Raw genomic sequence first — 22397 nt, 5'->3', positions numbered from 1 at the left:
CTCAACCAGAAAATTGAAAACTGGAAAAATTACAGCGTTTTCTTAGTGGCACTAAGTAAGCTCAAGGATATTCATTGATTTATTTCAGCGGAAGCCGGATGTGGAAGCTTGTTCCCTGGTCAAGCACGGATTCGAATTCGATTTGCCCCGCCATCAGTTCAACCAAGCTTTTTGCGATGGCCAGACCGAGTCCGTTGCCGGAGTTGATACGGATATTGGAATGACCAGCCTGGCGAAAGCGTTCAAAAATACTCGCCTGGTCTTTTTTGCTGATGCCAATCCCCGTGTCAGCAACTGTCAGTTCAATGTGACCATCAACAACCCTTGAAACACCAAAGGTGATGGTTCCTGAATCGGTAAACTTACAGGCATTATCCAACAGGTTTGATAAAACTTGTGTGAGCCTGTTTCTGTCGGTGACAATCTCCAACTCAGGAGGTGTGGGAAAACCCTTGAGCGCAATTTCGGATTTGCCGGCTTCAACCAATTTATTCTCGTACTGCACTTGCAGACTTTTCAGAACTGGTTCAATAAAAAACGCCTGTTTGTGTATCTTTACCTGACCTGTTTCGAGTTTCGAAATGTCCAGAATGTCATTGATGATGTGCAATAAACCCTCGGCGCTTTTATTGATGATGGTAATATAATCCTCCCGGGTTTTCTCTGTGATGATTCTGCTGGTCGTCAGTAGCGTGGTGAAACCCAGAATGGCATTCAGTGGTGTGCGGATTTCGTGACTCATGTTGGCCAGGAATGCCGACTTCAGGTGTTCGGCTTCTTCAGCTTTTTCTTTTGCGACAATGACTTCCCTGATCATCTGCTTTCGTTCGGTAATGTCCTCCTTAATACTGATAAAGTTGGTAATCTGTCCGGCAGCATCGAAAATCGGTGAAACGATCAGGCTTTCCCAGTAATGATCGCCATTCTTCCGTTGGTTCTGCACTTCACCAATCCAATCTCTTCCTGAAGTAATGGTATCCCAAATACTTTTCGAAAAAGCGTTCGTGTGTTCATTTGAGTTTAAAATGTCCGAATTCGTTCCGATTACTTCGTCGTAGCTAAAGCCGGTTATTTCCGAAAACTTTGGGTTCACATATTCAATCAGGCCTTTCCGATCGCTGATGGTAATGCTTACCGGGCTTTGTTCCAGAGCTTTGCCAAGGAGTTGCAGCTTTTCTTCCGCTTTTCGTTTGGCCGTTACGTCGTGAATGATCGAGTGAAGACAGTCTTGTCCCTGAAAACGGATTTTGCTGGTGAAGACTTCAACATTTCTGATTTTTCCGTTGGCCAGGTGATGCTGATCTTCCTCATAAAAATTCCCTTGATCATCCGACCTGTTTTTTTGCTCGGTTGAGCTGCTCTCCGGGGTTTGAATTTTAATCTGGCTGATGTTCATCGATTTCAATGTGTCCACGGTCCAGCCATAAAAATCGGAAGCTGCTTTGTTGGCATGAATGATTTGGCCGGTAGAAGGCTCGGTCATCAGTTTTATGGCTGAGTCTTTTTCAAACAGGTGACGGTAGTTCGATTCACTATCCCGAAGCGCTTGCTCCATCTCCTTGCGCGCGGTAATATCGGTTATGGTTCCAATGTATCCAACCACTTCGCCGGTTTCCGAAAGCTCGGCTACCGCCTCGCCAAATACCCACACCACTTCCTGATCCGCTTTGAGATACCGGTACTCAGCGATCGATTTGGTCTGTTGATTGGTAGCCTTGTTCCAGCCATCTACTATCTTGATTTTGTCGTCGGGATGGACAGCTTTCAGCCACCCGTTGCCCACCGCGTCGTTAAACGACAGCCCGGTTATTTGGCACCATCGCGGATTCACATAGGTGGTATAGCCATCGGGTCGGGTTCGAAAAATGCCAACCGGCGACTTCTCGGAAAGCGTTTGGTAACGTTTCTCGCTTTCTTGCATCGTCAAGAGTGATTGGATTCTGTTCTCATCCGTTTGCATCAAAATGGCGATAATCAGGGTCGCTAGCGGAAAGATCGTCAATACCGGGAGCCAGATTTCTGAAATAATTTCCAGGCCATCGGGCCAGGGAATTGCCAGTTGCGAAAATAGCATGAGCAGGTGAGCTGCCAGGCTGATCATCCATAAATGGAGGATGGAAATTTCTCCGGGTTTACCCTTAAAATGCTTTCTGGCCGCTAAGCCAATAGCCGCGCACAGGATTATGGTTGAAACCCCTGCAAACACTCCGATCCCACCCAGATAAATGCGGTAAGCTCCGGCTAAAAGCACGGTGATGGCAGCCGTTAAGCCTCCGCCAAAAAGGCCGCTTAAAACCAGTACGATGGAACGTCCGTCGTAAAAAATGCCCGTTTGATAATGAACCGGAATGGACATCCCTGCCACTGCGATGAAGCCAAACAGCATGCCGGCGATAATTTTAAAGCGCATTGCCTGTCCTGACCGGAAGCGTGATAAGAGGCCGTACAAGACTGACAGGGCTACCAGTAGCGCTGCGTTTTGAGTGAGGGCTAAAAATAGTTGGTCCATTTAATGCTCCAGCGTATTGATATTGGTCATTTGTTACGTTTCCAAAGGGCACCGTTTTATCTCGAATTTTGAAAACTTAGCGCGCCGGAATATACTCATTTTGGGTGGGATTCAAAATGCATTTTCGGATCAGTTGAACTGCTTTTGTTTTTTTGATAAAACGGAAAACATGAAAAGGATGGATTCCTCGCGGGGAAGAAGATTATTCATGCTGTTTGGGCGGATCGGGTGTAATGCTTTGCGCCGGATTCTCAATTTGCGAAACATTTGATTCGGAGCTGATTTTTCTGTTTTTTCTTTCACCTTCGTGAATGAACGGATTGTTTTTATCATAAAAGCGCAGACAAAAGTAGGCTTTTATTTTGCTTGGAGAACATCAGTCGGCAAGGTATGCGGGCAGATCAACCCGGAGAATGAGATCCATATTTAAAATTGATTCTGGTATGTTTTCAACAGGAGAATTTCTATTTTTGACCAGTTTGTAAACGAGAATCAAAAACCGTTGGGCGAAAATTCATTTCATACGAACCAGGAACTCATTCTTAAACTGAAGGAAGGATCTTCTGAGGCTTTTCAGGAATTGTTTTACCAGTATGGAAAAAGGATTCATCGCTTTTCTATTGGTTATTTGAAGAATATTCAGGAGGCGGAAGAGATCGTGCAAGAAGTCTTTTTGAAGGTGTGGAACGTGAGGGACACACTGACATCGGACAAATCGCTTGATTCATATATATTCACGATAGCCAAAAATGCGATCTTAAATACCATCCGCAAATCAAAAAACGAGCAGCTATATCTGGACTACGAAAAATTGCATCCGGGAAAAAACATCTTATTGGATGAAGAATTGGATTTTAGGGAGTTGGAACGGGTCTATAAGCAGTCAATTGAACAGCTGAGTCCTAAGCGAAAAATAATTTTTCTTTTAAGCCGGGAGAAAAACTTATCCAATGCCGAAATTGCCGCACAACTGGGCATCTCTGTAAAAACCGTTGAAAACCAAATGACTTCAGCTTTGGCCCAGATCAAAAAGGAACTCTTTTCTGCCGGATTCTCAGGCTTGATCTTTTTCGAATTGTTCCTGTAAGGCTGCTGGGCTGATTACTCGCTTCAGGATCAACAATCGACTCGAAACCTTTTATCACGCATTCTTCTGAAAAAAAATATCGTGAAGCAATAGGGGTGAAGCCTCCCACGCGTGTATACCTTAATGAATTGGATAAATGGATATGAACTCAAAACAAGACATCGATTGGAATGAATACCTGAAAAACATGCTTTCGGGTGTAGTCAGCGAAACCGACCGGGAGCATTTGCAGGCTTACATCCATGCAAGCTATCAGGATGAGGAGCTGGATAAACTGATGTCAAAGCACTGGAGCGAAATACAGAATTCACGAACCGGTGAGCACGATCTCTACTTCAGGCAACTGAAAAACCGTGTTTGGACAAAGATAACAGCAAGGCAACGAAAAACGGAATTCACAAAAAGCCCGCTTATGGAATGGAAATCGTACCTGGTACGCATTGCCGCGATCCTATTTATTCCTTTATTGATCAGCTCGGTCTACTTGTCTTACAGGTTATCTCAACTAGCTCAGGAAACGGATCAGGTAGCCATGCAGCAGGTATTTGCAAGCCCGGGCTCGCGAGTGCAATTCACTTTGCCGGATCAGAGTGTTGTGTGGCTGAATTCAGGCAGTTCACTCGAATACCCCGTCAACTTTGCCCGCCTTGACAAACGAAAGGTAAAACTTACCGGGCAGGGATATTTTGAGGTCTCGCACGCCAAAGATCAAGCGTTTATTGTTGAAACCGGGGAATTGAATATTCGGGTTTTGGGAACTTCATTTGATGTGTCAAATTACTCAAACGACCAATTGATGAGTTCCACTCTGGAACGGGGAGCCATTGCTTTGCTGAATTCAAAGGGAGAAGAAGTAGCACGTTTGGTGCCGGGGCAGCAGGCTGTGTTGGATAAGGATTCACGAAAGCTATACATTGAAGATGTTGATACTCGTTTGACGACCTCATGGAAAGATGGTCGGTTAATTTTTAAAAATACACCCCTTCAGGAAGTAACCAAACAATTGGAACGTTGGTATAACTGCAGCATTCATGTTGCGCCAGAGCTATTAGATGCAGAGATCCTCTATACGGCAACCATTCAGGATGAAACATTGGTTGAGGTTTTGCAAATGATTGAAATTTCTACGAACGTGAACACAAAAATTGAAAACCGGGAGGTACGAATTATGGAATAAAAACAAAAAAGGACAGTGTTCGCACCACTGTCCTTTGTGAATCAATCATATAGAAATAATTAATTCAACGAAAAAACAAATTTATGAAAAAAACTTGGTTCTTATCGGACTACAGGTATTTATTTGCCTGTATCGGAAAAATCTTAAAGATTATGAGATTAACTGTTTTTCTGATCACCCTGACTTGCCTGCAAACACTCGCTGTTAGCAACTATGCACAGAGTCAGAAACTGGAGCTGAAAGTTACAAAAGCTACCATTGCTAAAGTGTTGGATCAAATTGAAGATCAAAGCGACTACTTCTTCTTTTATAATAACAAGAATGTCTCGCTTGATTCTCAAGTATCGCTTGACTTGAAAGACAAAACGATCAACGAAGTTTTGGATGTGTTATTTGCCGGCACCGACATTCGTTACATGATCAATAACCGGCAGATTATTTTGTCAGGTTCTACGCAGGGTAGTCCCCTGCAACAGGAAAGAACAATCAGCGGTGTGGTTAATGATGAATCTGGTCAGCCGTTGCCCGGAGTGACAGTTTTGGTCAAAGGAACCATAAATGGAACAATCACTGATTTTGATGGAAATTACACCATTCCGAATGTACCTGTAGGAAGCACCCTGGTCTTCTCCTTTGTCGGCATGCGTACCCAGGAGTTTTTGGTGGGCAACCAAAATCGTATCAATGTTGTACTGGAGCAAGACGCGATCGGAATCGAAGAAGTGGTGGCTGTTGGTTATGGTACACAGAAAAAAGTTAATTTAACAGGAGCGGTAAGTAATGTGGAGATGGATGATTTAGAAAACAGGCCGCTTACCAATTCAAGTGTTGCCCTTCAAGGGAAAGTGTCAGGGGTATATGCGCTGCAAAAGTCGGGAAAGCCGGGTGGCGACGATGCCGTAATTAGTATCCGTGGCGTGGGAACACTCAATAATAGTGATCCTTTGGTATTGATTGATGGTTTTCCGGGAGATATGAATGACGTTAATGCAAGTAATATTAAATCAATTTCCGTGTTGAAGGATGCTTCATCAGCTGCCATTTACGGTAACCGTGCTGCGAATGGCGTTATTTTGATCACCACTAAACGCGGGTCTTCCGGTAAAATGACTGTGAATTACAATGGATACGTGGGGATCCAGGAGGCAACAGCACTACCTGATGTTTTTAATGCGGTTGACTATACGACCCTATACAATGAAGCGGCAGTAAATACAGGCTTTCAGCCAAAATATTCAGATGAAGACATTCAGAAATTTGCCAGCGGAAGTGATCCCATGTTTCCTGACATCAACTACTTTGATGTGTATTACGACAAAGCAAAAATTCAGGATCATCGGGTGAACGTTTCTGGTGGCTCGGAAACTTTACAGTATGCTTTCATGGTAGGCTATTTAAATCAGGAGGGAATCCTGGTTGGCACAAAGTATGACAAAGTCGATTTTCGCTCCAACTTTGATTCCTACTTTCTCGATAATAAAAAACTGAGATTATCCGCTCGATTGTCGGGAAACAGAGGTGAGCGAGATGAGCCGACGGACGAATGGAACGCCAAGTGGTATGCAACGAATTCTCCGGTGTGGCCCCTTAAAAACGCCGAAAATCAGTGGATTGCTGTGATTGGGGAACGAAATTATTATGGCGAGATCATGGATGGAAGCACCCGCAAGGTGACCCGCTATACGTTTAATGGACAGTTGGAAGGTGAGTATGAATTTTTACCAGGATTTAGTGCGCAGTTAACTTATGGCTTCAATGTTGTCAGTGCCAATAACAATTCTTTCCATGCCAATGTTCTTTTAGCCAACATGGATGGGAGTACACGATACCTGACTTCTGACTTATCCGAGCGAGACGACTTGAATACTCAAACGTTGCTAACCTCGTTGCTTAGGTACGAAAAGACGGTTGGAAAGCATGAAATTAAACTATTAGCAGGTTATTCCGAAGAAGAGTTTCAGTGGAAATGGAACAGTGGCTATCGCTCCAAGTTTATCAACAATACCCAACGGGTTCTTAACCTTGGAGACCCTTCAACCATGCAAAATGATGCCGGCTTATACGACTTGGGCTTACAGTCGGTTTTTGGTCGGGTGAATTATGTATTCAACCAAAAATACTTGTTTGAAGCCAATATCCGGAAAGACGGCTCTTCAAGGTTTGGCAAAGATTACAGATGGGGGACGTTTCCTTCTTTTTCAGTCGGATGGATTCTCTCAGAAGAGAATTTTCTGGGACATCTTGACTGGTTGGATCTGTTGAAAATCAGAGGATCATGGGGACAGCTTGGAAACCAAAACATCAATTCGTATTATGCCGCCAGTGATATTTTATCTACCGGTCAGAATTATACCACCGGAGGAGGCCTGAATTCTGGAGTGGCTGTTACCAGCATGTCGAATAAGCAAACGACTTGGGAAACAACTGAGCAAACGAACATTGGTTTTGATGTTAGTATAAATAAGCAAGTTAATGTTACGGTTGACTACTTCAACAAGAAAACCAGTGACATCTTAATTCAGATTCCGATCCCGATTACGATGGGGGACCTGACGCCTCCCTACCAGAATGTAGGCGAAGTGAAAAACACGGGGATTGAACTGACGGCGAGTTATCGGAAGCAGATCTCAAATGATCTCAAATTCAATGCGGTGCTTAGTATGTCGCACATCAAAAATGAAGTGACTGATCTCTATGGGAGAAGTCCGATCATCAACGGGGTATCTGCCTTGGTCGAAGGCGAGGCCATCAACTCATTTTATGGCTATAAAATGGATGGTATTTACCAAATCGATGATTTTAACTGGCAAAACAACAGTGATGTGAATATTCCTCATGAAGATCGCAATTATGTGTTGAAGGATGGCGTTGTTTCTGTCGCAAATTTTACTGCTGTTCCCGGCGATGTGAAATACAGGGATATCAGCGGAGATGGTGTGGTTACCATGGATAAGGATCGCACCGTAATCGGAAAGCAGTTTCCCGATTTAGCCTATTCATTACAACTGAACCTGGATTGGAAAAATTTTGATTTTGGCTTGTTTTTCCAAGGGGTACAAGGGATTGAAGGTTATACCTACTACGAAATCGGAACGCCTTTTAGTGGCACTGCCTCAAATGTTGGTCAATGGTGGGATGGCCGGTGGACACCGGAGAACCCGACAAACAAGTTGCCAAGGCTGACGCTGGACGGTGTCCGGAATAATATTCATTCTGAACTGTATATGGAAGATGCTTCCTACTTGCGCCTGAAAAACATTGAATTGGGATACACCTTAAGCAAGCGGTTAACTTCGGCTATTGGAATCAATACCGTAAGAGTGTATGGTAATATTCAAAATGCGTTTACCATCACCAATTTTAGGGGTTTTGACCCGGAGCAAACAGTTGATGAAACCAGAGCACAAGCTTATCCTCAGGTACGGATTTACACAATGGGCTTGAATGTAAACTTTTAAAAATGATCACAATGAAGAAAAAATATATCGTATTAGTCGTCCTGGTGGTTGGATTAATTAGCGCTTGCACCCAGGATATTCTGGATAAATCACCTTTAGACAGACTGTCGCCTGATACTTTTTATCAGAATGAGACGGAACTGGAAATGGGATTGATGGGCATTTACAATGGATTAAGAGAGAACCAAACCCCAATTCACTGGTTTCAATTTGATTTCATGTCAGATGATGCCTTCTGTGAGCATGCCTGGCAGGGGTCGCTTGAGTTTGGTTCCTGGAGCCACAATTCGAGTAGTTGGGCCGCCGGTGCCAAATGGGCAAGAGCCTACAGTACCATTGTCAGGGCAAACGCCTTTCTTGAAAATCTGGAGGAAGCTCCTGTCGACGACAATATTAAAACCAAGATGCAGGCTGAGGCCCGCTTTTTAAGGGCGTTCATGTATGCCGATCTGATTCATTTTTATGGAGACGTTCCGCTGATCCTGTCAGTGCAAACACTCGACGAAGCAAACGTTTCAAGAACACCTAAAAGCGAGGTGTTAACAGCGATCATTGACGATTTGAATTTTGCAGCACAAAACCTACCAGTTTCATACTCGGGCGGCGATGTTGGCCGTGCCACGAAAGGTGCTGCCCTGGCCTACAAGGCAAGAACCTATCTCTATCAGGAGAAATGGAGTGAGGCAGCCAGTGCTGCAAAAGATGTGATGGATCTTGGAGTGTACGAACTATTCGGTGACTATGAAGGTATTTTTCTTGAAGAAAATGAAAACAACAGCGAAGTAATCTTTGATATCCAGTACCTGAAGGATCTCAGTCCGCAACCTTGGCCGAGCTCAGCACTTTCCTTTGCTGAATGGCCTACGCCAAGTGTCACTTCCAGCCTGATTAATTCCTACTACATGACCAATGGCTTACCCATTGATAATTCAGCCTCGGGCTATGATAGTCAGGATCCGTTTACCAACAGAGACCCCCGTCTGGCTGCTTCCGTTATTCTTCCTGGTTCCCAAATGGGTTCAAGAGTGTTTATTCCGGCAAGTGATGATGTTATCACAGGAGCAAGACCCAGAAAGTATGCAGACTTAAATAACTCTGACCGGAATAATTGTGCGATCAACACAATCCTGATGCGCTATGCCGATATTCTGCTGATGCGTGCCGAAGCGATGGTTGAGAATGACGAAACTTCGCAGGAAATTTATGACTTAATTAACATGGTCCGCGCTCGGTCAAATATGCCAAAAGTTGAAGATGTTGAAGGCTCTGGACTGAGCAAAGAAGAGTTGCGCGAAGTGATCCGGCATGAACGGCGGGTTGAATTTCCAATTGAAGGCATCAGGTATGCTGACATGTATCGTTGGAAAGACGAAACGCTGGTGCATCATGTATTCGGATACAACCGACCAAAATTAGCTGATCCTTCAAGTGCGGCCACCTGGGTCTTTGAACAAGTGCAGGTTGCAACCCGGACTTTTGACCCGGCAAAAGGATGGCTGTGGCCTATTCCACAATCAGAAATGCAAAACAATGAAAATTTGACCCAAAATTCCGGGTATTGAGTGGGATATGGTCTCAAAAGAGGTGAAGTTTATTCACAAAATAAGCTTCATCTCTTCTTCTTCCACAAACTTATTAACTCTATTTAAAACTTAAATCGATGCTTGGCCTGCTTAAATTAAACTGGCTTTTGTGTTCTTTTTTTATTGTTGTTGGCTTGACGAGTGCCCAGCCGAAAAACCCGTTTGGTAATCCTCTTGTACCGGATATGATTGCCGATGCCAGCATACAGGTAATTGACAGTGTCTTTTATTGTTATGCCACCACTGACGGGTACGATAAAGGGTTGGAGACCTCCGGCCCGCCGGTTGTTTGGAAATCAAGGGATTTTGTAAACTGGAGCTTTTCAGGGTGTCATTTTCCATCAGCAGTGGGGCAAAAATACTGGGCACCAAGCACAGCCGTGGCCGCTAATGGCAAATACTACATTTATCCGACCATCAATGAATTTATGTACGCGGCGGTTGCCGATTCTCCAGACGGACCTTTCAAACTTCTCCACGAGCCAGATACTTTTTACCTGCCGTATACACCGGCAACATTCCTGAAACCGAAAGGCTCAGAGCCCCCACAGGGGATCGATGCAGAAATTTTTATTGATGACGACAAGCAAGCTTATGTTTTCTGGCAGCGCAGGCATGCCGCCAGACTAAATGCCGATATGGTTACTGTTGATACCTCCTACACCACCATCCCAACTCCACATCAGGAGTATTCTGAAGGGCCGATATTCTTTAAGCGGAATAGCGTATACTATTATCTGTACACGTTGGGAGGCGATGAAAAGTACCAGTATGCCTATATCATGAGCCGGATATCACCGCTGGGCCCGTTCGAGTTCCCTGGAAATGATATTATTGCCACAACGAATTATGAGCGTGGTATTTTTGGCCCCGGTCATGGTTGTGTGTTCAATTTGCCGGGTACAGATGAATACTATTTTGCATATCTGGAATTTGGGCGGGGCAGTACGAACAGGCAAACCTATGTCAATAAACTCGAATTCAATGACGACGGGACCATTCGTCCGGTGGACCTAACATTTGATGGAGTTGGCGCCCTTTACCAGATAACTGATGAGAAAAAAATAACTGTGGTTAATTCTCGGGCATCAAGCATTTGTCCTGATTTAATTATTAAATACATGAAGGATTCATTGTTTCGAAGGACTGAGTCCTTCGTTTCGCAGTTTGCTTTCGATGGCGCCAACGGATCGCGCTGGGTGGCTTCACCTGACGATAATGATTGCTGGATTATTGCCGACCTGAGCAAAATCCTGACGATAAAACGCAGCGAGGTTTATTTTGTACGCCCAACCGCCGGGCATGCTTATACACTTGAGCATTCTGCAGATGGTAAAACATGGACTATTTGTGGCGGACATCCCGATGTTAAAGTTCAGTCGCCGCATGTTGATAACCTGGACATAAAAGCCCGGTATTTTAGGGTGAAAATTCAGGAAGGTGTTAAAGGCATTTGGGAATGGAACATCTACTAAAAGAAGACTAATCAGGAGAAGTGATCACAACATGGAAAAATTCAGACTCATTTTATTCCTTGTTTTTTTGCAGATAACAACTTCCGTTTTACAAGCCCAACCGTCAGAAAAATGGGGTGACCAGGGAGACGGGACTTATGCAAACCCCATCATTCCGGCCGACTTTAGTGATCTCGATGCCATCCGTGTCGGTGACGACTATTATGCCATTTCATCTACCATGCAATATTCTCCGGGCATGGTGATATTACATTCAGACGACTTGGTTAATTGGGAGATCATCGGGCATGTGGTTCATGATCTTACCCGCATAAGTCCCGAACTAAACTGGGACAGGATGAATGGTTATGGCAGGGGTATTTGGGCGGGTTCAATCCGGTATTATAAAAAGAGGTTTTGGGTTTATTTCGGAACACCCGACGATGGCTTTTTCATGAGCTCGTCAGCGAATGCTGCTGGCCCATGGGAGCCACTTCATCAAGTATGGAACGTTTCCGGTTGGGACGATTGCTGTTCGTTCTGCGACGACGATGGCCAATTGTATTTCATTGCGACCAACTTTGCCCTTGATCCGAAAAACAATAAAAAATACAATATCCACTTGTTCAAAATGTCTCCTGACGGGAAGAACCTGATCATGGAATCCGATACGATTATTCACCAATCGCAAGGGAGCGAAGCCAACAAACTGTACAAAATAAATGGGTTGTACTATCACTATTTTAGCGAAGTGAAGGATGAAGGCAGGGTGATTATGATGGGGCGATCGAAAAGCCTTGATGGCCGATGGGAAATTAATCAGTTGAACCATGTTGATCGGGGAAAGGACAGAGAACCGAATCAAGGTGGATTGTTAGAGACTGCACCCGGTGAATGGTATTTTCTGACTCATCATGGCACTGGCAGCTGGGAAGGGCGGGTTGTCAGCCTGTTGCCGGTAAATTGGGTTGATGGGTGGCCCATTATTGGTGAGGTTGGCGAAGACACAATCGGGCGGATGGTTTGGTCAGCCCCAAAGCCGATAAAGAAAAGAAGCAAACTTGCGATTCAGACCACCGATGAATTTAATTCATCCGAATTGAATGTTCAATGGGAATGGAACTACCAACCCAGAACGGATAAATGGTCTTTAACCGACCGCAAAGGGTTTCTGCGTTTGTATGCTTTTACACCAATTAGACCTGATGACAGTATTGGGATCATTTTTGGGGCCGGAAATACTATTACGCAGCGCATTCTGCGCACGAAGGAAAGTGTGGTTACCGTAAAGATGGACGTCAGCAAACTCGAGGATGGTCAGTACGCCGGAATTACTCACCTTTCTACTGAAAATTACAGTACTTTGGGTATAAAGCAGAAAAACGGCGAACGCTACCTGGTTTATACATACAACGGAGATGCCAGCGGGGCGATTAGATTCGCCGGGAAATATGTCTGGTTTAAATCGACTTGGGACTACGACGGCATTAATCAATATTTTGTCAGTACTGACGGAAAATCGTATAAGCTTTTTGGTAGCAGCTCACAACTAACTTGGGGTAGCTACCGGGGCGACCGAATCGGCATCTTTAACTACAATGCCAAAGGGGAAGAAGGTTATGTGGATGTTGACTGGTTTAGGTATGATTATTTAAAATAGTGTATGCCTTTATATTTTGGCTAATGAGATTTTTTCATTACGAAAGTTATATGCCTTAGACAATTCATTATTTCGGAGGTTGCTCCAGTATGTCCGATTGCGATTAGAAATGTATTTTGTACTTTTAAAATCTCAAATATCAAAATAACTGAGTAAAATGAAAACGGTAAACTTTCTACTAGCCATGCTGACGCTGGCTGTTCTTTCTTCCTGCCAGTCCGAAAAAAAACCGGAGGCATTTGCTAAAGGCGAGTTTAAAACCTGGGCTCAAACCCCGCCGATGGGTTGGAACAGCTGGGATTGCTACGGACCTACCGTCGAAGAACACGAAGTGAAGGCCAATGCCGACTACATGGCTGATAACCTGAAGGAATTTGGCTGGGAATACATTGTGGTAGACATTCGCTGGTTTGTGGAAAACGACAAAGCCGGTGGCTACAACCAAACCGATCCCCGCTATGTGATCGACGAATATGGCCGCTACCAGCCTGCCGTCAACCGTTTTCCTTCGGCTGCCGGAGGTAAGGGGTTTAAGGAGTTGGCCGACTACATTCACAGCAAGGGCTTGAAATTCGGCATCCACATCATGCGTGGCATTCCGAAAGTGGCCGTGGAGCAAAAATTACCCATCAAGGGAACAGACGCAATTACCGCCGACCAAATTTATACCACGGAACTTCAATGCCAATGGTTGCGCGACAACTACACCATCCTGGCCGATCGACCCGGCGCACAGGAATATTACAATTCTCTTTTTGACCTCTATGCCGATTGGGAAATCGACTTCATCAAGATTGATGACCTGTCGCGGCCCTATCATCAAGCCGAAATTGAATTGATCCGCAAGGCCATCGACCAGTGCGGGCGCCCGATCGTGCTGAGTACTTCGCCGGGTGAAACACCCATCGAAGCTGCCGGGCATGTAGAAGAACATGCCAACATGTGGCGCATGGTGGACGATGTTTGGGACACCTGGAACCACATCACCCACTTAATGGATATCAGTCAGAAGTGGTACCCTTACATTGCGCCGGGCACCTGGCCCGATTGCGATATGATTCCACTGGGACGCATTTCCATCCGGGGCGAACGGGGTGAAGACCGCATGAGCCGCCTCACTACCGATGAGCAATACACGCTAATGACTTTGTTTACCGTCTTTAGATCACCCCTGATGTTTGGCGGTGATCTGCCAAGCAACGATGAATTCACCCTTTCGTTACTAACCAACGAGGACGTGCTGAAAATGCACCGCGAAAGCACCGGTGTACGTCAACTTTTTCGGGAAGACGGGAAGGTAGCCATCACCTCAAGAAATCCAAATACCGGAGATGTGTATCTGGCGCTTTTTAATATTTCTGACAGAGAAACGCCGGTTGATATATCGGTTGATCTTGCTGAACTAGGGCTTGATACGGAATGTACCGTCACTGATTTGTGGAGCGGTGAAGATTTGGGACAGGCTTCGGGCACGTTTAGCCAGCCGTTGGCTGCACACGCCAGTGGTCTATTCAAATTAAGCCGTTAATTTAGAGGAACTACTATTCAAGGACGATATGATGAAGAAAATCTATTTAATTCTTATCCTGATTGCGGCGACCATGCTGCAATCAAGCTTTGCCAACGAACCCGACTCGGCTTGGGTATTTTCGTATGCGACCACTAAAAACAGGGGCGGCAATGGCCTCCACTATGCCTGGAGTGTTGACCGGGAAAACTGGCAGGGCATTGGGCCGGAATTTCGCTTCCTGTTTTCCGATTTTGGAACCTGGGGTGCTCAAAAACGGATGTTGACTCCTTTCCTTTTTCAAGATCAGCAAGGTTTGTGGCACGCCATCTGGGGCCTGAATGAAGAGGTTGGCCAGTTTGCCCATGCCCAAACCCCCGACCTGTACACCTGGGACTCGCAGGATTATCCGTATGTGATGGACGACGGCAATGTGCTGCTGCCCGAAGTTTCGTTTCAACCCGAAACCAACAGCTACAAAATAAGCTGGCTGAGCGGCGATGAGCAGAAAATCTTTAAAACCACAACCACCGATTTTAAAAGCTACACGCCTACCGTTGAAGGAACAACGAAAGATCGGATGGATTTGCGCGAAGAGGTTTTGATTGATGGTGAAAAGCAATTGGGAATAGTTTCAAAAGTTTCGTGGCAGTTGATCGATGGCTTGATCAAGTTCTACGAACTCAGCCAATACAAAGAGATCCAGCGGAGCGAACGCCTCACTGATGATTCAGGGCGTTTTGCAGATTTGGCACCGCTGACTGCTGAAATTACAGCGATCCCAGAAAATAGTAAAGCCATCAGCGATATGTTCATCGGTATTTTCTTTGAAGACATTAACTATGCGGCCGATGGCGGTTTGTATGCCGAACTGGTGCAAAACCGGGGCTTCGAATATAAGCTTTCCGATACCAAGGGCCGCGACGAAAGCTGGGACAGCAAAAAGGCCTGGAACTTCACCGGAGAACAAGAAAATTTTACGATCGATACCGTCTTTCCGCTTCATCCCAATCAAAAGCACTTTGCGTTACTGACGATTTCGAAAGTCGGCGAAGCGGCGGAGAATGAAGGTTTTGACGGCATTCCGCTAAAAGCCGGCGATCATTATAATTTCTCGGTTTTTGCCCGCGGGCTGGATGGTGCCAGAGGCAAACTGCTTGTTCGATTAGTCGATGCCAGCGGAAAGGTTTATGCCGAAGGAAGCACCAGGTCTGTTGGCGCCGACTGGAAGAAGTTGGAACTGACACTCTCTTCCAAAAAGACAATTGATAATGCGAAACTACAGGTAATCCCGCAATTTGCCGGGAAAGTGGCGCTTGACCTGGTGTCGCTCTTTCCGCAGAAAACATTTAAAGGCCGGAAAAATGGCTTGCGGGCTGATCTGGCCGAGGCGATTGCAGAGCTACACCCGCGTTTTGTGCGTTTTCCGGGAGGCTGCGTAGCTCACGGTGATGGTTTGCACAACATCTATCGCTGGAAGAATACGGTGGGCCCGCTCGAAACCCGGTTGTCCGACCGCAATATCTGGAATTATCACCAGTCGATGGGGCTGGGTTATTTTGAGTACTTTCAGTTTTGTGAGGACATTGGCGCTGAACCACTGCCGGTAATTGCTGCCGGCGTGCCCTGCCAAAATTCATCATGCGGAGGCCATGGACAGCAGGGCGGCATTCCGATGTGCGACATGGATGCTTACGTGCAGGATGTGCTCGACCTGATTGAATGGGCCAACGGCGACAAAAATTCGGAATGGGGAAAGGTACGCGCGCAGGCCGGACATCCCGAACCCTTTAAGTTAAAATACATTGGCATTGGCAATGAAGATTTGATTACCGACATCTTTAAGGAACGCTTCGAAATGATTTACAGGGCAGTCCAGGAAAAGCATCCGGAGATTACCGTGATTGGTACGGTGGGGCCGTTTTCGGAAGGAACAGATTACCGCGTGGGCTGGGATTTTGCCACGGAGTTGAACGTGCCGATGGTGGATGAGCACTACTACCAACCGCCGGGTTGGTACCTGAATAACCAGGATTACTACGACCGCTACGACCGCTCGAAATCCCAAGTCTATTTGGGTGAATATGCCACGCACATTCCCGGGCGCAAGTTGAACATGGAAACCGCCTTGTGCGATGCTTTGCACCTGATTAATGTGGAGCGCAATGCTGACGTAGTGAGCATGACTTCGTACGCGCCATTGCTGGCGAAACACGGGCATACGCAGTGGAACCCCGACCTGATTTATTTCAACAACACCGACGTGTTCCCCACAACAGATTACTATGTGCAGGTACTGTTTGGACAAAACGCAGGCGACGAATATATCGCTTCGCAAATCAGTCTTTCCGATGGCAGGAAAGAAGTGGAAAAGCGTGTGGCTTGCTCACTGGTTCGCGACAACAAAACCGGCGATTACATTTTGAAACTGACCAACCTGCTGCCGGTTGCAGTGGACACCAAAATCAAGCTGGCGGACCTTCCGGAAGCGGAAGGCGAGGCTGTTTTGACTGTGCTTCAGGGTGAGCCGATGGATGAAAATGCCCGGCCTGAAAGCCGCGTCATCACGCTCGGTGAGCCGTTTGAATACAAATTGCCTGCTTATTCGCTTTCAGTCATCCGAATGAAATCGCGGCAGTAGAAACTAAAGTAAATTCAGAAGATCAACGACGACTACTTTTAATACTCAATACTATGAATACGATGAAACTAAGATTTATTTGCTGGCTATTGGTCAATTTTGTTGGCGTCAATTCGCTCGTTGCACAGGGTGGATTTGGACAGGCCGAAAAGATCAACTCCCACTGGAAATTTGTTCTGCAGGATATAGAAAATGGAGAGCAAGCCGAATTGAATGACCGGCGTTGGCAGACTGTTGATCTGCCCCACGACTGGAGTGTCAGGCAACAATTAAGCCCGACGTTGGCCAGTGCCACGGGCTATTTGCCGGGAGGGATCGGCTGGTACCGGAAGAAACTTTTTGTGCCGGGTGAGCACGAAGGGGAAAAAGTGTACCTCTATTTCGAAGGGGTGTACAACCGTAGCGAGGTGTTCGTGAATGGTGTATCGGTGGGGAATCGCCCCAATGGCTACATCTCCTTTCTATACGATGCCACGCCTCACATCAAATATGGCGAAGATAACCTTATTGCAGTTCGGGTCGATCACAGCCAGTCGGCTGATTCTCGCTGGTACACGGGCTCGGGCATCTACCGTGATGTTTGGGTGGTTTATGCCAATCCGGTACACCTGGCACAGTGGGGCGTTCATGCCTGGCCCGAAAAACAGAAAAAAGGCTATCAACTGAATATTGAAGTTGAGGTGGAAAATGGTACCAGCGAGTCATCAGTTCTGACCATTCAAAATGAATTATTTTCTCAGGACAATAAGCTGGTGACAAAATCCTCTGAAAAACTGACGGTCGAAGGAAATCAATCCGGGAAAGTTCAATCCGGATTAAAAGTGGCCAAACCCGAACTTTGGTCGCTGGATCATCCGGCCTTATACACATTGAGAACATCTGTTTACCGCGATGGACAGCTGGTGGATGAAACAAGCACCCAGACGGGCTTCCGCAGCTTCACCTTCGATGCAGACAAAGGATTTGCCTTGAACGGTGAGTGGATGAAGATCAAAGGCGTGTGTCTGCACCACGATGCCGGCGTATTGGGTTCGGCCGTGCCCCGCGACGTGTGGGAACGTCGCTTGCGTACTTTAAAAGAAATAGGCGTCAATGCCATTCGCACCAGCCACAATCCGCAAGCCACTGATTTGTACGAGCTGTGCGATGAGCTTGGATTGCTGGTGATGAATGAGGCCTTTGACGAATGGGAATTCCCAAAGCGAAAGTGGCTTCAGGGATGGAATGTCGGAACGCCGGGCTTTCAGGGATCATTCGATTTCTTTGAAGAATGGGGCGAAAAAGATTTAGCCGACATGGTGAGGCGCGATCGCAACCACTTATCTATTTTTGCCTGGAGCATTGGCAACGAAGTGGATTATCCGAACGATCCCTATTCGCACCCGGTTTTGGATGGCGGTGGCGAAACCGGATTTACCCAGCCTATTTTCGGTGGGTACAAAGAAGATGCGCCCGACGCCATGCGATTGGGCGACATTGCCAAACGCCTGGTGAAAGTGGTGAAACAATACGATCAGTCCAGGCCAACTACCGCCGGACTGGCCGGTGTCGCCATGTCGAACCAAACGGGCTACCCTTTTGCTTTGGATATCACCGGTTACAACTACACCGAAAGTTTGTATGATCGTGATCATGCGCAATACCCCGACCGCGTGATTTTTGGCAGCGAAAACCGGCACGATATGGGAGCCTGGAAAGCGGTCACCTCCCGCGATTATATCTTCGGCCAATTTCTGTGGACGGGTATCGATTACTTGGGAGAATCCGGTCGCTGGCCTTCGCGTGGCTTCTATTCGGGCTTGCTCGATTTTGGCGGCTTTATCAAACCCCGGGGGTACTTCCGGCAATCGTTGTGGTCGGAAAAGCCGATGGCCTATTTGGGAACTTATCCCACGCCGGGTCGCGGTAGTCAAAGCCAGATGAAAGACGTTTGGTCGCAACTGGAGGCCGAAAATGCCGGTGAAGCCCGCAAAGAAAAAGTGCCTTCGATGGATGCCTGGTCCATCTGGAATTATGAAGAAGGCCAGTTGGTCCGGGTGGTTTGTTACACGAACGCGGCATCGGCTAAGCTGCTTTTGGATGGCAAGCTGGTGGGCGAACCAAAGAATTACAACGAAGAGACAGGTATTATTTTTTGGGATATTCCTTATGCTCCGGGAAAACTCGAAGTGGTTGGAATGGACGACAGCGGGAAACAGGTCAGCCAATACGAGATTGAGTCCTCGGGACGGCCATACGCTATTGAGGTGATTGAGGGCGAAGAAGCGGTTGCGCCGGGCGGAGTCGCTCAAATTGCCATTCAGGTGGTGGATGAAGCCGGAATCCCGGTGATGCTGTCGGATGAAGAGGTGACTTGCCAAATCCATGGCGACGCGCGTTTGCTCGGCTTGGAAGCCAGCAACAATTCAGATATGTCTGATTACACCGATAATAAGCACCGTGTTTTTCATGGCCGGATGATCGCTTACATTCAGGTGGGTGATAAGCCGGGTGAAGTCATGCTGAGATTTTCGGCCAACTGGCTAAATCCGGGCGAAACAAAATTGATCGTTCAATAAAAACTTTAAAATTCAAATTCGATGACATTCAAGAATAAAATAAAAAATACCATTCGTATTGCCGGCTTGCTGTTTGCTGTATTTGCCCTGTTTGGCTCATGCAACCAATCTCAACCGGACGACGAACTTTCCGCCTACCTCTTTACCTATTTTACCGGGAATGGCCCGGGCGAGGAGGCCATTCGCTTTGCCGTGAGCCTCGACGGTTACAATTATCGAGCGTTGAATAACAACGAGCCCATTCTGGATTCGAAGGAAATCAGTACTTCGGGCGGTGTGCGCGACCCACATATTTTGCGTGGTGCCGATGGCTGGTTTTACATGGTGGTAACCGATTTGTATGTGCCGGATATGGGATGGAAAAACTATGCCATGGTGTTGCTGAAATCAAAAGACCTGATCACCTGGGAATCGTCGAAGGTGAATATTCCCGAATCGTTTCCTGAGGAATTTGGGGATGTTTGGCGGGTTTGGGCGCCGCAAACGTTTTACGATGAAACCACCGGGAAGTACATGATTTACTTTTCGATGAAGCAGGGAGACGATCCGGACATCATTTACTATGCCTTTGCCAACGAAGATTTCACGGGACTGGAAGCCGCGCCCAAACAACTGTTTTATAGCCCCACAAACAATGCGGCCATCGATGGAGACATCATTTTAAAGGATGGGAAATACCACCTGTTTATGAAGTCAGAAGATGGCGAACCAGGCATTAAACTGGCCCTTTCGGACCAACTAACCGAAGGTTACGAGCTGGTGAGCGACAAACGCGTGGATTGCGAAACCCATCCGGTTGAAGGCAGCGGCATTTTTAAGCGGATCAATTCGGATGAATACATTCTAATGTACGACGTGTACACCAGCGGCCGCTACCAGTTTACCAAAAGCACCGATTTGCAAAACTTCTCGGTGATTGACGAGGCAATCTCGATGAAATTTCACCCACGCCACGGAACGGTGATGCCAATTACCGGCAAGGAGTTGAAGCGGTTGATCAGCCAATGGGGCCGTTTTGATGATCTGCTGATTGATGCTCAATCCGCTTCCCTGAAAAAGCAGAATGTGGTCATTAATGGAAATGAAAAAACGATTTATCTACCCGTAAAACGAGGAACCGACCTCTCCGCATTCGATCCGGAATTCAGCGCTTGGCCGGGTATTGATTTTCAGCCCAAAGGAGCTCAGAACTTCTCCGGCGGGGCGGTTGAATACATCTTCAGTATTGAAGGTAAAGGCGAAGTGGTTTACCAGGTTTCAGCATCGGAAGACCACAACCCGGTGCTCGAAGGTTTTTATGCCGACCCGGATATTTTGTATTCCGAAAAGACCGGCAAATATTATATCTACCCAACCAGCGACGGTTTTATGAACTGGAGCGGAACTTACTTCAAGGTTTTTTCTTCAGATAATCTGGTCGACTGGACCGATGAAGGGGTGATCCTGGACCTGAAAACCGATGTGAGCTGGACCGACCGAAATGCCTGGGCGCCTTGTATTATCGAAAAGAAGATCGATGGCGAGTACAAGTATTTCTACTATTTCACGGCAGCCCAACGCATCGGGCTGGCTGTGGCCGATGACCCAACCGGGCCGTTTGTCGATAGCGGACAGCCGCTGATCGACTACAAACCCGAAGGGATTACCGGAGGACAGGAAATTGATGCCGACGTGTTCACTGATCCTGAAAGCGGAAAAAGCTATCTCTACTGGGGCAATGGCTACATGGCAGCTGCCGAACTGAGTGAGGATATGCTGTCGATTAAAAAGAATACGCTAAAACTGATGAACATCGACAACACCTACCGCGAAGGAACCTACGTTATTTATCGTAATGGCACCTATTATTTCATGTGGTCGGAAGACGATACCCGCAGCCCCAATTACAAAGTTCGCTATGCTACTTCGGACTCGCCGCTGGGAACGCTGACCATCCCCGAGAACAACATTGTCATCAGGCAGGACGCTGCGCAGGAAATATTTGCAACCGGCCACAACTCGGCCATTCAGGTTCCGGGAAAAGACGAATGGTACCTGGTTTATCATCGTTTTACCCGACCCAAAGGCGTTGAAATGGGCCGCGCCGGAGGTTTCCACCGCGAAGTGTGCATCGACAAGCTGGAGTTTGATGAAAATGGCGGAATCATCGAAGTGAAACCTACGCTGAAAGGAATTGATCCGGTTGAATAGCTTGCATGGTGCAAAGTGACTGAATCCATAAAACGATTTGCGATAAGAATGCTTGATGCTACTCAAATTGTAGCCTAAGGAGCAAAAATGATCACAGCAAAAAATACTTCATGCAAAAAGAACAGGTTTGTCAACTTATAGCTTCGGCACTGCTGGCACTTTTCATGCAGCTGGGCCCCGGTCAGTCAACTGGGCATGCGCAGGTCTTCATACCTACAGCTGGCAACAGTTGGGTCATAGACAATGGTCTGCAAACAACGGAAAATATCGGAGAGGCGGGCATTCGTTTTGACAGCAATTTCGCCAAGACATTTCGCACCTTCTTTTATGCCGAGAAAACCGGTGTGATACAGCTGGGGATTCGGGCCAAGACGATTGGCGGTAACGCCCGGGTTAAAATAGCGATGGGAGCGCGGGAAAAAATTGTGGAGCTGAGAAGCGAAGCATTGACTATCCTTTGGGCTGGCGATTTCACTATTGAAAGGCGCGGTTATCAGCAGGTTGATGTCACGGGCTTAGACCGGGAAGGAACTGTTGAGATCAGTGATGTGGTGGTGGCGGGGCAGCCTACCG

General features: G+C 46.7%; 12 protein-coding genes. 11 read left to right on the top strand and 1 reads right to left on the bottom strand.

Annotated features, from left to right (window positions below; genetic code table 11):
- Positions 1 to 79: 79 nt before the first annotated feature.
- Positions 80 to 2509, bottom strand: coding sequence for a PAS domain S-box protein (locus AAC033_RS13360; protein WP_339738914.1), 2430 nt, complete (start codon positions 2507 to 2509; stop codon positions 80 to 82).
- Between the two features lie 502 nt (positions 2510 to 3011).
- Between AAC033_RS13360 and AAC033_RS13355 the strand changes: the two genes are divergently transcribed.
- From AAC033_RS13355 to AAC033_RS13305, 11 genes are all read left to right on the top strand, one after another.
- Positions 3012 to 3596 (top strand): RNA polymerase sigma-70 factor, encoded by a 585-nt coding sequence (locus AAC033_RS13355; RefSeq protein ID WP_339738912.1) that lies wholly within the window; start codon positions 3012 to 3014, stop codon positions 3594 to 3596.
- A gap of 142 nt (positions 3597 to 3738) precedes the next feature.
- On the top strand, positions 3739 to 4773 hold the full coding sequence (locus tag AAC033_RS13350; RefSeq protein ID WP_339738910.1) for a FecR domain-containing protein: 1035 nt from the start codon (positions 3739 to 3741) through the stop codon (positions 4771 to 4773).
- Positions 4774 to 4925: 152 nt separating this feature from the next.
- Positions 4926 to 8231 carry a TonB-dependent receptor gene (locus tag AAC033_RS13345; RefSeq protein ID WP_339738908.1) on the top strand — a complete coding sequence of 1102 codons (3306 nt, stop codon included), beginning with the start codon at positions 4926 to 4928 and terminating at the stop codon, positions 8229 to 8231.
- An 11-nt stretch (positions 8232 to 8242) separates the two neighbouring features.
- On the top strand, positions 8243 to 9793 hold the full coding sequence (locus tag AAC033_RS13340; protein WP_339738906.1) for a RagB/SusD family nutrient uptake outer membrane protein: 1551 nt from the start codon (positions 8243 to 8245) through the stop codon (positions 9791 to 9793).
- 98 nt (positions 9794 to 9891) lie between these two features.
- Entirely contained in the window at positions 9892 to 11289 is a 1398-nt protein-coding gene (locus AAC033_RS13335) for a family 43 glycosylhydrolase (protein ID WP_339738904.1), read from the top strand.
- A 31-nt stretch (positions 11290 to 11320) separates the two neighbouring features.
- Positions 11321 to 12928, top strand: a complete 1608-nt coding sequence (locus AAC033_RS13330; protein ID WP_339738902.1) for a glycoside hydrolase 43 family protein — start codon at positions 11321 to 11323, stop codon at positions 12926 to 12928.
- A 157-nt stretch (positions 12929 to 13085) separates the two neighbouring features.
- Positions 13086 to 14456 carry a glycoside hydrolase family 27 protein gene (locus AAC033_RS13325; protein ID WP_339738900.1) on the top strand — a complete coding sequence of 457 codons (1371 nt, stop codon included), beginning with the start codon at positions 13086 to 13088 and terminating at the stop codon, positions 14454 to 14456.
- A gap of 28 nt (positions 14457 to 14484) precedes the next feature.
- Positions 14485 to 17076 (top strand): alpha-L-arabinofuranosidase C-terminal domain-containing protein, encoded by a 2592-nt coding sequence (locus tag AAC033_RS13320; RefSeq protein ID WP_339738898.1) that lies wholly within the window; start codon positions 14485 to 14487, stop codon positions 17074 to 17076.
- A 62-nt stretch (positions 17077 to 17138) separates the two neighbouring features.
- A complete protein-coding gene (locus AAC033_RS13315; RefSeq protein ID WP_339738896.1) occupies positions 17139 to 19634 on the top strand; it encodes a sugar-binding domain-containing protein in 2496 nt (831 codons plus the stop codon).
- 21 nt (positions 19635 to 19655) lie between these two features.
- Positions 19656 to 21824 (top strand): family 43 glycosylhydrolase, encoded by a 2169-nt coding sequence (locus tag AAC033_RS13310; RefSeq protein ID WP_339738894.1) that lies wholly within the window; start codon positions 19656 to 19658, stop codon positions 21822 to 21824.
- Positions 21825 to 21934: 110 nt separating this feature from the next.
- On the top strand, positions 21935 to 22397 hold a 463-nt coding region (locus AAC033_RS13305; RefSeq protein ID WP_339738892.1), incomplete at its 3' end, for a DUF5077 domain-containing protein.

The organism is uncultured Sunxiuqinia sp. (assembly GCF_963974515.1).
Lineage (GTDB): Bacteria > Bacteroidota > Bacteroidia > Bacteroidales > Prolixibacteraceae > Sunxiuqinia.
The sequence above is the reverse complement of the archived record's forward strand: the minus strand, read 5'-3'. Positions and strand labels throughout refer to the sequence as shown.